The sequence below is a fragment of the Catellatospora sp. IY07-71 genome (genome assembly GCF_018326265.1).
Classification (GTDB): domain Bacteria; phylum Actinomycetota; class Actinomycetes; order Mycobacteriales; family Micromonosporaceae; genus Catellatospora.
In genome coordinates this window covers 5315921-5330138 of the sequence record NZ_AP023360.1, presented here as the reverse complement: position 1 = coordinate 5330138, position 14218 = coordinate 5315921, and the positions used below count along the sequence as shown (strand labels likewise).

General features: G+C 73.6%; 10 protein-coding genes. All 10 read right to left on the bottom strand.

All coding sequences use genetic code 11. The features are described from left to right. Positions 1-37: 37 nt before the first annotated feature. The gene (locus CS0771_RS23575; protein WP_212843026.1) at positions 38-2695 is read right to left on the bottom strand and encodes a S8 family serine peptidase; all 2658 of its coding nucleotides are present in this window, start codon (positions 2693-2695) and stop codon (positions 38-40) included. Positions 2696-2815: 120 nt separating this feature from the next. After that, positions 2816-3796 carry a LuxR family transcriptional regulator gene (locus CS0771_RS23570; protein ID WP_212843025.1) on the bottom strand — a complete coding sequence of 327 codons (981 nt, stop codon included), beginning with the start codon at positions 3794-3796 and terminating at the stop codon, positions 2816-2818. Between the two features lie 284 nt (positions 3797-4080). After that, a complete protein-coding gene (locus CS0771_RS23565) occupies positions 4081-6654 on the bottom strand; it encodes a family 20 glycosylhydrolase (RefSeq protein ID WP_212843024.1) in 2574 nt (857 codons plus the stop codon). A gap of 36 nt (positions 6655-6690) precedes the next feature. Then, the gene (locus CS0771_RS23560; RefSeq protein WP_212843023.1) at positions 6691-7680 is read right to left on the bottom strand and encodes a BadF/BadG/BcrA/BcrD ATPase family protein; all 990 of its coding nucleotides are present in this window, start codon (positions 7678-7680) and stop codon (positions 6691-6693) included. Further along, the gene (murQ, locus tag CS0771_RS23555) at positions 7677-8588 is read right to left on the bottom strand and encodes an N-acetylmuramic acid 6-phosphate etherase (protein ID WP_212843022.1); all 912 of its coding nucleotides are present in this window, start codon (positions 8586-8588) and stop codon (positions 7677-7679) included. Before murQ ends, CS0771_RS23560 begins: the two co-directional genes overlap by 4 nt. After that, positions 8585-9469 carry a MurR/RpiR family transcriptional regulator gene (locus tag CS0771_RS23550; RefSeq protein WP_212843021.1) on the bottom strand — a complete coding sequence of 295 codons (885 nt, stop codon included), beginning with the start codon at positions 9467-9469 and terminating at the stop codon, positions 8585-8587. The genes murQ and CS0771_RS23550 overlap by 4 nt, the downstream gene beginning before the upstream one ends. Beyond that, entirely contained in the window at positions 9466-10473 is a 1008-nt protein-coding gene (locus CS0771_RS23545) for a hypothetical protein (protein WP_212843020.1), read from the bottom strand. The genes CS0771_RS23550 and CS0771_RS23545 overlap by 4 nt, the downstream gene beginning before the upstream one ends. Continuing rightward, positions 10470-12437 (bottom strand): ABC transporter ATP-binding protein, encoded by a 1968-nt coding sequence (locus CS0771_RS23540; protein ID WP_212843019.1) that lies wholly within the window; start codon positions 12435-12437, stop codon positions 10470-10472. Before CS0771_RS23540 ends, CS0771_RS23545 begins: the two co-directional genes overlap by 4 nt. Continuing rightward, positions 12434-13270 (bottom strand): ABC transporter permease, encoded by an 837-nt coding sequence (locus tag CS0771_RS23535; protein ID WP_212843018.1) that lies wholly within the window; start codon positions 13268-13270, stop codon positions 12434-12436. The genes CS0771_RS23540 and CS0771_RS23535 overlap by 4 nt, the downstream gene beginning before the upstream one ends. Next, on the bottom strand, positions 13267-14217 hold the full coding sequence (locus CS0771_RS23530; protein WP_212843017.1) for an ABC transporter permease: 951 nt from the start codon (positions 14215-14217) through the stop codon (positions 13267-13269). Before CS0771_RS23530 ends, CS0771_RS23535 begins: the two co-directional genes overlap by 4 nt. Position 14218 lies beyond the last annotated feature (1 nt).

Genomic DNA, 14218 nt, shown 5'->3' with positions numbered 1-14218 from the left:
GGCGGGCGGCAGGACGGCCCGCCACACCGGTCGGTGTTCACTGGGTGATCGACGCCTGGAGCTGGAACGGGTTGTCCAGCAGCGGGCTGGTGCGCCGCGACTCGACGACGAACTCCCACACGCCCGCCAGCGGGTTGGTGTAGGTGCGGGCGGCCGGGTCGCAGCCGTTGCCGTCGAGGTAGCCGGCGTAGCAGTAGCCGGTGCCCGCGACGGACCTCTCGCCGCTGACGCCGTTGGGGTTGAACGCCCACCAGCGGGTCTGGCTGCCGCCGGCCAGGCCGGACAGGTTCACCGTCAGCGACTTCGTCCCGGCGGGGACGGCGACCGCGTACACGATGGTGCCGTTGCGCTTGACGGTGCCCTGCACCGACCAGGTGGCGCCGGCGGCCAGGGGCGCGGCGGCCCGAACGGCGAGCATCGTGTGCTGCTCGACGGCCCGGGTGGCCGGGTCGTCGAGGACGAGCACCGCGCTGTGCATGCCCTGCGTGGCGGGGGTGGCGGTGACCTGGACGGTGGTCGGGACGTTCTTGTCCAGCAGCACCTGCGCTGGCACGGTGAACGTGCCGTCGTCGCCCTGGAGCGACAGCGCGTAGGTGACCGCCGTGTCGGCGCCACCCGTGCGGGTCAGGGTGAGGTCGTACGTGCGTGCCGCGCCCACGACCTGGCCCCCCGCGCTCGGTGCGCAGCCGTTGTACAGGCCGCTGCCGCGGTGCGGCGTGGTCAGCTGGTGCGACAGGATGGTGCAGACCGGCGCGTCGACGGTCACGGTGTCGGCGGCCACGCCGTTGGTCAGGTGCGTCCATGACTGGCGGACGTCGAGCTGGCCCCGGCCCTGGGCGATCGCCTCCACGCCTTCGGTGAAGTCTGCCGTGGCGTAGATGGCGTTGCGCAGGTCGGCCGGGGTGACGGCCAGGCCGTGCTGCTTGGCCGCCGACAGCAGCAGCGCCGCGGCACCGGTCGCCTGCGGGGCGGCCATCGACGTGCCGTTGAGCATCGAGTAGCCCGGCGGCAGCGCGTATCCGGTCTCGGCCGGGCCGCTGCTGGCCGTCCAGTCGGGAGTGGTGGAGACGGCCGAGCCGGGGGCGGTGATGTCGGGTTTGAACCCGCCGTCCTCGCGCGGGCCGCGCGAGGAGAACGGGAAGATGCCCTTAGGGGTCTTGACCTGCGAGCCGTAGTTGGCCCACCAGGTCTCCTTCGACACCGACGCGCCCACGCTGACCACCCGGTCGGCGCCGGTGGGCTCCCCGACGGTGTTGGTGCCCGCGCCGGAGTTGCCCGCGGAGATGAAGATCTGCACGCCGGTCTCGTCGATGAGCCGGTTGTACAGCAGCTCGCGGGCGCTGTGACCGTCGTTGAACGTCGGCGACGAGCCGATCGACATGTTGATGACGTCGACGCCGTGCACGGTGGCGAGCTCGACCATGCCGTCGGTCAGCGCCGCGGTGGAGCAGCCGGAGGCGTGGCAGGCGCGCATCGAGACCAGCTTCGCGCCGGGCGCCTGGCCATTCATGGCCCCGCCGAACAGGCCGTGCCCGGCGGCGATGCCCGCCACGTGGGTGCCGTGCCCCTCGGCGATCCAGTTGATGTTCACGCCGTGGCAGCCGGCGTCGCGGCAGCTCGACGTGTTGGCGAAGAGGTTCTTCTCCAGGTCGATCGTGAACGGGACCCGTTCGTTGACCGGCGTGGCGGGGTCGTCGACGCCGAGGTGGCCGAGCTGGCGGGCCACCGCGAACGGCCGCATCAGCTCCTCGTCGGTGAAGTCGAAGTCCTGGTCGGTGTCCACCCAGACGGCGTCGTCGGACTCGCGGTACAGCACGCCGAGGTAGCTGCCGCTGATGCTCGACACCGAGACCTTCTTGGCGCTGACCCGCAGGCCGCTTTCGGCCGGGCCGGTCCAGGTGCGGCGCAGGAGGGGGTCGGTGAACGTCGGCCCGGTCACCCGGCTGCTCGGCGAGAGGTAACGCCAGGTGTCGTCGAACAGGGTGTCGATGAGGTTCGCCGGGCTGCTGCCGACGACGGAGTCGACGAGCTTCAGTTCACCGGTCGTGGTGGTGGCCAGCGCCGGATGGGTGGGGTCGACGCCGCTGTCCATGATGCCGATGGTCACGCCACGGCCGTCATAGGTCGGGTGCTGGACCTTGAACGTGACCGAGCCCGTCTCGCCCGTCGGCAGGTACGGGTTGTCGTCGGGCGTGGCCGCCGACGGCGCCGTGGGCAGGCTGCTGCCGGGCTTGCCGCCTGCGGGTGCCGTGCGGTGCTCGCCGACCGGCTCCAGCCGCAGCAGCTCGTCGACGTCCGCGGCGACGACCTCGTCGATGGCGACGGCGCGGTCGATGTCGGCGAACGGCACGTTCACCTTGACGTAGCCGATCTCGGGGGTCGTCCCGGTCACGGTCGCGCCGAGCTCGGTCAGCTCGGCCGTGACCTGCTCGGTCTGTCCATCGCGGACGGCCAGCAGCAGCGTGACGAACTCGGGCATCGGCTGGGTGGCGCCGTCAGGCAGGGCACGCGTCGCGCGCTGGCGGGCGTACTGCGCGATGAGGGTTCGGTCGTGGTCACCGAGTTTGTCGGTGGTCGGGTTGATCTCGGCCGCGGCGGGTGGGACGGCGAAGACACCGGCGGTGCCCGCGGCGACTGCGCCGATCAGCGCGATGGACACGGCGACGGATTTCCGGCCGGCGGGTAAGCGGGGCACGGGCGCTCCTTCTCCAGGGGTGGTTGACTGGAGAAGATCTTGCAGCCGTGTGCTGGGCCGGTGAACCCGTTCGCCCTGGCGGAAAGGTGCCATGGCGTAAATGCGATGCCGCGATGCGGCTCAGGCGCCGACCCAGCCGCGGCGACCGGCCACGTGGCCGAGCTGGAAGCGGGTGACGACCCCGGCCTGCTCCATCAGGTTGCTGACGCGGCGCTGCACGGTCCGCAGCGACAGGCCGAGCTGGCTGCCGATGGCCTGGTCGGTGAGGCCCGCCAGCAGCAGGGTGAGGATGCGCGCGTCGATCTCGTCGATCCGGTGCGCGGCCAGCTCGCTGATCCCCTGCGCGGTCGGGACGATCTCGTTGGCCTGCGCCCACACCAGCTCGAACAGGGTTGTCAGCGCGTCGAGCAGCCCGCTGGGATGCACCAGCAGGGCCGCGGGGGCGTTCGAGTCGCGCGGGGCCAGCGGCACCAGTGCCAGTGCCCGGTCGGCGATCACCAGGCGCAGCGGCACCTGCGCGACTACCCGGGCGTGTTCGCCCGCGTTGACGGATTCGACGACCCGGTCCACGAAGCCGGGCCGTTCGAACGCCGCCCGTTCCAGCACGACGCGGTAGGTGACGCCGCGGTGCACGGCGGCCTCCTCGTCGATGTTGTCCTCCACGGCCACCATCGCCACGTCCGCCTTCACCAGGGCCAGCACCTCGCTGGTGGCACCGCGTTGCAGCTGGGCGAAGCGCTGGGCGACGGCCTGCCCGCCGCGTACGACGTCGACGACGTCGGTTTCGGCGCGTTCCGGGGTGGCGCTGCGGTACTGCTCGGTGAGCCTGCTGACCTCCAGCTGCGCCTTACGGATGGCGTCCTGGCGCTGTACGAGCAGCGAGCCGAGCGCCAGCTCCGGCGGTGAGGCCGTGAAGTGTCCGGCAGCCGTCGCCGAGGGGGCCACCAGGCCTTTGTCCTGCAGCGACCGCAGCACGTCGTGAATGCGTGACGGGTCGGCCTGCATCCCCGCGGCCAGCCCGTCGGCGGTGTCGGAGGTCCGCCGGACGAGCCGGCGGTAGACGCCTTCCTCGAACGGTTCGAGGCCCAGCACATCCAGCATCGCGGCCCCTCAGAAAAGTCCCGCGGCGCCCACCGGCGGCCGACGTCGACACGGGTTCCACCGGACGGCACGGCCCGGCTCGCCGACAGGCGCACCGCTGAAAGACCGTAGCAACACCCTTACCCCGCAGACCAGACGCGTTCGCAACTATTCTTCACCCGCAACCTTGTCGTGCGAGGTCACCGCCGTCCCGTGATGCCCGGAGGCCGGCCTGGCGGCGCTCGGGCCACCGGCGCTGGCCCCCCGCCCGGTTCCGCGGTGAACCGGGCGGGGGCGGCCCCATGTCAGGCTCCGTAGACGTTGAAGTCCCAGATGGAGTAGCCGTAGACGGTGCCGCGCTGGGTGCCGTACAGGCGCACGTAGCGGCCGGTGCCGGACAGGCCGGTCAGGTCGTCGACTCCCCCGTCGCCGGTGGTGGTCGAGTAGACCGTCGTCCAGTTGACGGCGTCGCCTGACACCTGGATCTGGTACGACTTGCCGTAGGCGGCCTCCCAGTTGACGCGCACCCGGTCGATCGTGCGGGTCGAGCCGAGGTCGACGTAGATCCACTGCGGGTCGCTGCGGTCGCTGGACCAGCGGGTGGTCGCATCACCGTCGACGGCGTTGACCGCCTCCACACCGACGCGGTAAGTGCTGGACACCACGACCGGCCGGCCGAGGGCGAGGTCGTCGCCCACTGCGGCGGCGTACGCGTCGGACACCTGGGCGGCGGTGAGCGCCTGACGGTAGACGGCGGTGTCGTCGAGCACCCCGGAGAACGGCCGCTTGCCGCCCAGCCCACCCAGCGGCAGCGCGATGGTCTGCGGGATGCTCTGCTGGAATGCCCCGTTGGCGTACAGGCTCGTGCCGGTCGCGGTGCCGACGAGGGTCAGGTGCACCCACTGGCCCAGCGGCAGGACGTAGGCGAACGGGTAGTTGCCCACGCCGTAGCGGGTGATGCCGACCTGGTGGCTGGTGCCGTACTCCTCGACCTTGATGGCCTGCTCCATGTCGCGGACCAGGACGGTGTTGGTGCCGTCGGCAGTGCGTTTGATCCAGGTGCTGAACGTCCACTCGCCCGGGATCGCGCGGCCGCCCAGGCTGAGGGTCTGCGAGGTGCCCGCGGTGAACTGCAGGCCGCTGCCGCTGCGCCCGGTCGCCGGATAGGTGGGGCGGTAGAGCCAGCCGTTGCCGTGCAGCGTGCCGACGGTGTCGGCGATGCTGAGCTGCCAGTAGCCGGGGTAGTGCGTGGCGGCGGTGGGCGTGTACGCGGCGTCGTAGGTGTAGCGGTGGATGGGCTGGGCGTTCGTGGTCGCTGGCGGGTGGGTGCGGGCGGTCGCCCCGGGGGCGTCGCCCAGTGCCGCGACCGCGGCAGTGAACTGCGCGAACGTCAGCGACACCGGGTCGGTGTTCCAGGTGCGTTCGGCCAGTTCGGAGCGGCGGCCGTCGAACATGTCGAGGTAGTAGCCGGTCTCGCTGAAGAACAGGTCGTCACCCCAGGCGGCCAGGACCTGCCCGGCGTTGCGGGCGTGGGCGACCGGGGTCCAGGCGTACATCTCGCCGCGGGCGACGACCTTGGACTCGTAATCGGCCGGTGAGATGTAGAACCGGTCGTACGGCCCCGTCTTGTACGAGGAGTCCACGACGTCGTAGCCCAGCGAGCGCATCGTCGTCGACACCGACGTGGGGCCGAAGTTCATGATGAGCACGTCGGTGGCGGGCTGGATGTCGGTGTTGTTGACCCAGATCATGGCCTTCTCGCCCAGGCCGACGACGGTCTGGCGCAACTGCTCGATGTACACCTCCTGCAGGTCGGCCAGCGTGGTGAGGCCGCCGGTCATCTTGGCCTGCAGATAGGGGCAGCTCGCCAGGGCCGCCGGGACCTCGTCGTTGCCGAGGTGGACGTAGGTGGCGGGGAACCAGACGGCGAAGGTGGTGACGATCTGCTGCATCCACGTCACGACGGCCGGGTCGGTGAAGTCGAGGGTCTGCGGGTCGCCGCACTGCGTGTTCAGGGAGCGGTCGACGCCGCCGAGGCCCGCGACGGGGGCCATCTTGGTCGGGTTCTGGATCTCGGGTACGACGGTGACGTGGTGCTCGGCGGCGACCTGCAGGATCGTGTTGACGTCGGCCTGGCTGTAGCGCTGGGCCGGGTCGGTGGGCGCTGCTGCGGCGTACGACGGGTGGTAGAGCCGGAACGCGTTGGCCTGGTTGAACATCAGCTGCAGGACGTTGAGCTTGTTCCACGACATGCGCCGGATCTCGTCGGTGATCTCGGCGACGGTCATGAAGCGGCGGCTGACGTCGAAGTGCTCGGCGCGGTAGGCCAGCGCGGGCCAGTCGCGGGCGGTGCCGGCGGGCAGGCCGGTGTGGGCGGTGTCCAGGCGCAGCAGCTGGGCCAGGGTGCGTCCGCCGTAGTAGACGCCGGTCGAGGTCGGGGCGGTCAGGGTGGCGGTGGCCCCGACGGTGAGCTGGTAGCCCTCGGTGCCCAGACCGGCGTCGGCGTCCAGGCGCAGGACGATGTCGCCGGGGTTGGCGGTGGCCGAGGTGACGACCGTCGGGGTGAGGCCGCTGACGGCGGTGATGTCGTCGCGCAGCTCCACGGCGACCTGAGACAGGGTCCGGGTGGACAGCAGCGGTCCGGTGACGCCGGAGGTGGCGGCGCTCGCGTCGGCGGGGTCGACGATGATGCGGGTGGCGGCGGTGAGGGCGAGGGTACCGGTGCCGCCGGTCCATTGGCGCAGGCTGGGGACCAGCGCCGGTTCGGGATTGGCGGCGTGGGCGGGCAGCGCGGTGAGCAGGGTGGCGGTGAGGGCGAGTGCGCTGGTCGCGGCTACGCGCGTCGCGTGCCGGGTGATGCGGATCCTGTCGACGGCCATGTCGGAGGATCACTCCCTTCGGGGGGTGGGCGGCGCTCAGGCCGCCTGGGTGGTGGGGTGACCGGCGGGGGTGAGCCGTTCGAGGTCGGCGCCGGGGGGCAGCGCCTGGTGCACGGCGGCGGCGGCGAGGGTGATCGCGCCGTCCAAAGAGGTGCCTGCCGGGGTGAGCAGGCGCAGGTCGGGGGCTCGGGCGGTCAGCCGGTCGGCGAGGGCTGTGGTCAGCGGCGGTCCGGCGTGCAGCAGGTTGCCGACGGCCGCGGCGCGCGGTGGTGCGCCTGGGGGCAACGCGGCGAGCAGGGTGTCGGCCAGGTGCCGTCCGGCGGTGCGCAGGATGCGGTATGCGACCGGGTCGTCGGCCGCCGCGGCGGCGACGTCGGGGGCGAACGCGGCCAGCACCGCGCCGCGGTCGGCGCGGCTGGTGACGGCGTGGACGAGGTCGGCGGGGCTGCCGTAGCGGGCGACCAGCGCCCGTAGCAGCGCGGGCGATCCGCCGGGGCGGCCGTCTTCGGCGCGCAGCGCGGCGTCGATGCCGGTCCGGCCGACCCAGGCGCCGCCGCCGCTGTCGCCGAGCAGGGTGCCCCAGCCGTCCGCGCGCCGCCAGGCGCCGCGGCCGTCGCTGCCCAGCGCGATGGCGCCGGTCCCGGCGGCCACTACCGCTCCCCCGCCGGAGCCGAGCGCTCCGATGTGCGAGGTGAGCACGTCGGAGCAGAGCAGGACCGGCGCCGGGCGAGGGCCGTCGGCGGTGACGGCGGCTGCCAGCTGTCTGCGCAGCCCGCTGCCGAGCAGTGCCGCGCCGGTGCAGCCGAGCACCAGCGCCGCGGGGGTGTGTCCGGACGGCAGGAGCGCGGCGGTGACGGCGGTGACGGCGCGGCCGACTTCGGCCGGGTCGACGCCGTCGGGTCCCATCCGGATCGGGGTGGGGTCGGTGCGGGTGGTGAGGTGTTCGGCTCCGCGGGCGGTGATGCGGGCCAGCGCGCCGCGCACCCCCGTGCCGCCGATGTCGAAGCCGAGGACGTAGCCGGTCACGGCCGGGCGGCGATGGCCTGGCGGACGTGGCCGCCGGCCTCGTCGAGCCGGATGCGCGCGGTGACCGGGTCCAGGTCGCTGAGCACGGCGACGATCGCGGTCTTCAGGTCGCCCCCGGAGTCGGCCAGGACCCGGCGGCCGGTCTGCTCGTCGACGCCGGTCGCGGCGACGAGGATGGCCAGCACGCGGCCGCGCAGCTTGGCGTTGGTGGCCACGACGTCGACCATCAGGTTGGAGTAGGTGCGTCCGAGCCTGACCATGGCGGCGGTGGACAGGGTGTGCAGCACCAGCTTCTGGGCGGTGCCGGCCTTCATCCGGGTCGAGCCCATGACGGCTTCGGGTCCGGTGTCGGCGGCGATGTGCACGTCGGCGAGCGCGGCCAGCGGCGCGTGCGGATTGCCGCTGATCAGGACGGTGCGGGCCCCGGCGGCGCGGGCGGCGGTCAGCGCCCCGGCGACGTACGGGGTGCGGCCGCTGGCGGTGAGCCCGACTGCCACGTCGGCGATGCCCACCTGTGCGGCGGCGGCGTGACCGGCGTCGGCGTGGTCTTCGACGCTCTCCACGGCGGCGGTCATCGCCTGTTCGCCGCCGGCGAGGTGGGCGACGAACCGGTCGGCGGGCAGGCCGTAGGTCGGGGGGACCTCGGCGGCGTCGAGGACCCCGAACCGGCCGGAGGATCCGGCGCCGAAGTAGTGGATCCGGCCGCCGCGGCGCAGGGCCGCGACGACGAGGTCGACTGCTTCGGCCAGCTGCGGCAGCGCGGCGGCCACGGCGGCGGGCACCTGGGCGTCCTCGGCGTGCAGGGCTCGGACCAGGTCGAGGGTGCCGAGCCGGTCCAGGTCGGTGGTGCGGGGGTTACGGCCTTCGGTGGGCGACGCGACGCGTACGGCGCCGGCGGTGGTGCTCATCTTGGGTCCCTCTCCTTGGGCAGGGCGCGGCCGCGCACCGCGTCGTGCGCGCGCTCCATGGCCTCCAGTGATTCCTCGTAGCGCTGCTTGGCCAGCAGGACGAACAGGCAGTCGACGACGGTCAGCTGCGCGGTGCGCGACACGGTGCCGCCGCTGCGGAAGGTGGTCTCCCTGGCCGCGGTGACCAGCACGACGTCGGCCAGGACAGCGGCCGGGGACTCGGGGTTGCTGGTGATCACGGCGACGGTCGCGCCGCGCCGCTTGGCCTCGGCGAGCACGTCGAGGATGTCGCGGGTGCGCCCGGAGTGGGTCAGCGCGACCGCGACGTCGCCGGGCCGCAGGCTCGACGCGCTCATCAGCGCGGCGTGCGGGTCGGACCAGGCGGCGGCGTAGTGGCCGATACGCAGCAGCTTCTGCGCCGCGTCGGCGGCGACGGTCGCGCTGGAGCCGACCCCGTAGACGTCGGTGCGCCCGGCCGCGTCGATGGCCGCGACCAGCCGGTCCAGGGCGGCGATGTCCAGGCGGGCGACGGTGTCCTCGACGGCGCGGGCGTCGGCAAAGCCGACCTTGGCGATGATGGCGGCGGTGCTGTCGGCGGGGGTGATGTCCCCGGCGAGGTCGACGCCGGGACGGGCGTCGGCGCGCTGCCGCTCGGCCTCGGCGGCCAGGTGCAGCCGCAGCTGGGCGTATCCGCGCAGGCCGATGTTGCGGCAGAACCGGGTGACCGTCGTCTCCGACGTCCCGGCGGCCTGGGCCAGCTCGGAGATGGTCAGCTCGGCGGCGGTGCCGGGGTCGTCGAGCACGACGCGGGCGATGGCCTGCTCGGCGCGGGGCAGGCCGGACATCATCCCGCGCAGGCGGACCAGGACGTCGACGGTCATGACAGGCTCCTTCGGTCGGTGGCGGCGAGCGCACGCCACCGTGGATCATCCATCCCCTCGGCGGGGAACAGGCAGAGTGGACCGTCCACCTCGGCCAGTGTCTGCGCGAACGCGTCGGCGTCCAGGCGGTCGCCCCAGTCGGCGCCGCGGGCCAGGGCCGGGTCGGTGGTGGTCTGCACCATGGTCACGACCGGCCGGGTGGTGCGGGCGGCGAGGTCGGCGACGGTTCGGGCCACCCACGACGGGGGTTGGTGCAGGATCGCGTGGTAGGTCATGGCGAGGAACCCGTCGACGTGCTGCCCGAGGGCGGCGATGTCCTGGCCGACCAGGCGGCGCTGCCACGCGTCGCCGGGCACCAGGAACATGCCGAGCGGCAGGCCGGGCCGGGCGGCCCGGACCGCGGCGGCGATACCGGCGGTCACGTCGGTGATGACCTGCTCGCGCCAGGTGTGCCACGGCTCGTACAGCGGGCCGAGCAGCAGCCGCGCGGCCTCGCGCGGGTCGGCGGGCACCGGGTGGCCGGTGGCGCGGGTGAATGAGGTGAGGGTGACCGGGTCGAACGACGCGCTGCGAGGGGTGGCCCCCGGCCGCAGTTCCAGCTCCCAGTGCAGCGGCCAGCGCAGGAAGTCCAGCACCAGCCCGTCGGCCGGTCCGGTGGCCAGGTCGGCGCACCGGCGGACCAGTGCCTGCACGTGGTCGGGGTCGGTGGGGATGAGCCCGGTGTACCACTCCATGGCCGTCCAGCCGCCGTGCTCGTCGACGGGGCGCAGGTCCTCGCGGGGTCGCGGGTCGGCGTGGTCGCTGAAGCAGGCGATGCTGCCGTACACGCTCAGCCCGGCGCGGTGGCAGGCGTCGGCGAGGGCGGGTGTGACCGCGGCGGCTTTGGTGATCAGGATGGTGATCCCGGCTGCGGCGGCCCGGTCGAGCAGCCGGTCCGTGGCGTCGGGGTCGGTCAGTGACCGGTCGAAGGCGTACATCGCCCGCATCCGGGCCAGGGCGCTCACCGCAGCTGCCCGGGGAAGTGGCAGGCGGCCGTGTGCGCGTCGGTGCTCAGCCGCGGGTCGACGTCGACGCAGATCTGCCGGTCGGGGCGGTGCAGCGGCCCGGCCGGGCAGCGGGTGCGGAAGCGGCAGCCGGTCGGCGGGTTCTTCGGGCTGGGCAGGTCGCCGGTCAGCACGATGCGTTCGCGGCGCAGGCCGGGGGTGGGTTCGGGCGACGACGACAGCAGCGCGGCGGTGTAGGGGTGCTGCGGTTCGGCGTACACCTGCTCGGCCGGTCCGGTCTCGACGATGCGGCCGAGGTACATGACCGCGACCCGGTCGGCCAGGTGCCGCACGACGGCCAGGTCGTGGGCGATGAACAGGTAGCCCAGGCCGAGCTCGTCACGCAGGTCGGCAAGCAGGTTGATCACCTGGGCCTGCACCGACACGTCGAGTGCCGACACGGGTTCGTCGCACAGCAGCACGCGCGGGTTGGTGGCCAGCGCACGGGCGATGCCGATGCGCTGGCGCTGGCCGCCGGAGAACGCGTGCGGGTAGCGGTCCAGGTGCGCGGCGGTCAGACCGACGGTGGCCAGCAGCTGCGCCGCCCGTTCGCGGGTCTGGTCGGCGGGCGTGCCGCCGGCGCGTAGGGCCTCGGCCATGGACTGCCCGACGGTGCGGCGAGGGTTGAGCGAGGCGTAGGGGTCCTGGAACACGTACTGCACCGCGCCGCGCACACCGCCGCGGGCCGGGTCGGCGGGCGTGCCGTCGACGCGGACGGTTCCGGACGTGATCGGGTTGAGGCCGACGATGGCCTTGGCCAGGGAGGATTTCCCGCAGCCGGACTCCCCCACCAGGCCCAGCGTCTCGCCTGCGGCGACGTGCAGGGACACGCCGTCGACGGCGTACACCGGCGTCGCGGGACGCCACAGGCGGCTGCGCCCGGCGAGGTCGACGCGCAGGTCCTCGACGGCGAGCACGGTCGCGCCGACCGGTGGGCGGGGCGCGGCCGGGACCGGGGCGGCGACGACGGCGCTGTCGGCGGCGTGCCAGCAGGCGACCTCGCGGCCGTCCACGGCGCGCAGCGCCGGGCGTTGCTGGGCGCAGACGTCGGTGGACTGCGCGCAACGTGGCGCGAACGCGCATCCGGCGGGCAGGTCGGCCGGGTCCGGGGGCGTGCCGGGGATCGCGGTCAGCCGCGCGGCCGGGACGGCGTCCAGGCGGGGCATGGCCCGCAGCAGATTCGCGGTGTACGGGTGCCGGGGCGCGGACAGCACCTGCTCGACGGTCCCGTGTTCGGCGACGCGTCCGGCGTACATGACGACGACCTCGTCGCACAGCTCGGCGACCACGCCCATGTCGTGGGTGATGACGACGATCGCGACGCCCAGCTCGTCGCGCAGCCGGGCCAGCAGCGCCAGGATCTGCGCCCGGATGGTGACGTCCAGGGCGGTGGTGGGTTCGTCGGCGATGAGGAGGTCGGGCTCGTTGGCCAGGGCGATGGCGATGACGACGCGCTGGCGCATACCGCCGGAGAACTGATGGGGGTAGTCGTCGAGCCGGTTCGGGCCGTCGGGGATGCCGACCAGGCCGAGCAGGTGGGCGGCGCGGGCGCGGGCGGCGGTGCGGGTGGCCCCGTGGGCGGTCAGCGCCTCGGCGATCTGGTCGCCGACGGTGCGCACCGGGTTGAGCGCGGACTGCGGGTCCTGGAACACCATCGCGATCCGGCCGCCGCGCAGCCGCCGCATGCGCCGGTCGGGCAGGGCCAACAGGTCCTCGCCGTCGAACGCGACGGTGCCTTCGGCGACCCGGCCGGGGCTGCGCAGCAGCCGCATGACCGAGCGGGCGGTGACGGACTTGCCGGAGCCCGACTCGCCGACGACGCCGAGGATGGTGCCGCGGTGGACGGTCAGGTCGACGCCGTCGACGGCGGTGGTGTCGCCGAACCTGGTACGCAGGCCCTGGACCTGTAGCAGTGGGGTGGTCACCGGTGTACCGCCTCGTTGAGCGCGTCGGAGATGAGGGTCAGGCCCCAGGCCAGCAGCAGCAGGAGCAGCGCCGGCCCGAGGACGTACAGGTGCTGGGCGGTCATGTACCGCATGCCGGTGTTGAGCAGCGCGCCCAGCGACGGCTCGGGCGGCTGGATGCCGAGGCCGACGATGCTCAGCGACGATTCGAGGAAGATGCCGCCGACCATGCCGACGGCGATCTGCACGATGACGGGGTCCAGGGCGTGCGGCAGGATGTGCCGCATCATGATCGTGGTGCGGGGCACGCCCATGACCTGCGCGGCGTGTACGTACTCGCGCTGGGCCTGGGTGAGCAGCCCGGCGCGGGCCAGGCGGCCGAAGGCGGGCAGGCCGTAGACGACGATCGCGACGAACAGCGCCCACCAGCCCGCGCCGAGCACGAGCGCGATGCTGATGCCGAGGATGAGGCTGGGGAAGCCGAGCACCACGTCGAGGCAGCGCTGCAGGAGCGTGCCCAGGCCGCGGTGCAGGAACCCGGCCAGGCCGAGCAGGGTGCCGACGACGGCGCTGACCGGCACCGCGAGGCCGACCAGGGCCAGGTCGGTGCGCAGGCCGTACAGGGCACGGGCGAGGATGTCGCGGCCGAGTTCGTCGGTGCCGAACAGGGCGGGCCAGGTGCCGGGCTGCAGCGAGCCGCTGCCCTGGGCGTCGTAGCCCTGCGGGGCCAGCACCGGGGCGAGCAGCGCGGCCAGGCACAGGATCGTGACCAGCGCTGTGCCGGTCAGGCCGCGGGGGGTGCGCAGCGCCGACAGGTAGCGGCTGCGCGGGCGGGTGGCGGTGAGGGTGGTCATGAGGCTCCGAGCCGGACGCGGGGGTCGAGCCAGGCCAGGACCAGCTCGGTGAGGATCTGGATGACGGCGGCGACCGCCACGGCGAGCAGCACCAGGACCTGCACGACGAGGTAGTCGCGGCCGGCCATGCTGGCCACGGCGAGGGTGCCCAGACCGTTGCGGGCGAACACGGCCTCCACGACGATCGCGCCAGCCAGCAGTTCGCCCAGGCGCAGCCCGATCGCGACGGCGCCGGTGCCGAGGCTGGTGCGCAGCACGTGCCTGCGGGTGACCTGGCCGGGGCTCAGCCCCTTGGCCGTGGCGAGGTCGACGAACTCCTCGCCGCGGTTGCGGCGCATCTCGGTCTGCACGAGGCGGCCGATCGCGGCGGCCTGCGGCAGCGCCAGCGCGACCGCGGGCATGATCAGGTACTGGATGCCGATGACGGGGTCGTCGAGCAGCGACACCTCGCCGCCTGCGGGCAGCACCGGGTAGGCGATGCCCAGCGCGAGCACCAGCAGCAGTCCGGTGAGGAACGGCGGGGCGGCCAGCAGGGCGCTGCTCACACCGTCGACGGCGGCGCGCACGGCGGGGCTGCGCCGGTTGCCGCCGAGCACGCCCAGGCCGATGCCGAGCAGGCTCATCAGCAGCGCGGCGACGACGGCCAGTTCGACGGTGCTGGCGGCGCGGTCGGCGAGCAGTTCGGCGACGGGCCGGCCGGTGGTGAACGAGGTGCCGAGGTCGCCGGACAGGACCCCGCCCAGCCAGTGCAGGTACTGGCTGGGCAGGGACCGGTCGAGGCCGAGGGCGTCCCGTACCGCGGCGACCGCCTCCGGGGCGGCGTCCGGGCCGGCGATGGTGACGGCCGGGTCGCCGGGCGCAAGCCGCGGCAGCGCGAACGCGATCACGGAGCTGGCCAGCAGCACCCCGGCCAGCGACGGCAGCCGCCGCAGCAGGAACGTCAGCATG

Excerpts from the sequence above, each read along its gene's own strand:
- CS0771_RS23570 (WP_212843025.1), bottom strand. The coding sequence starts at position 3,796 with ATGCTGGATGTGCTGGGCCTCGAACCGTTCGAGGAAGGCGTCTACCGC.
- CS0771_RS23565 (WP_212843024.1), bottom strand. The coding sequence starts at position 6,654 with ATGGCCGTCGACAGGATCCGCATCACCCGGCACGCGACGCGCGTAGCC.
- murQ (WP_212843022.1), bottom strand. The coding sequence starts at position 8,588 with ATGAGCACCACCGCCGGCGCCGTACGCGTCGCGTCGCCCACCGAAGGC.
- CS0771_RS23550 (WP_212843021.1), bottom strand. The coding sequence starts at position 9,469 with ATGACCGTCGACGTCCTGGTCCGCCTGCGCGGGATGATGTCCGGCCTG.
- CS0771_RS23535 (WP_212843018.1), bottom strand. The coding sequence starts at position 13,270 with ATGACCACCCTCACCGCCACCCGCCCGCGCAGCCGCTACCTGTCGGCG.
- CS0771_RS23530 (WP_212843017.1), bottom strand. The coding sequence starts at position 14,217 with ATGCTGACGTTCCTGCTGCGGCGGCTGCCGTCGCTGGCCGGGGTGCTG.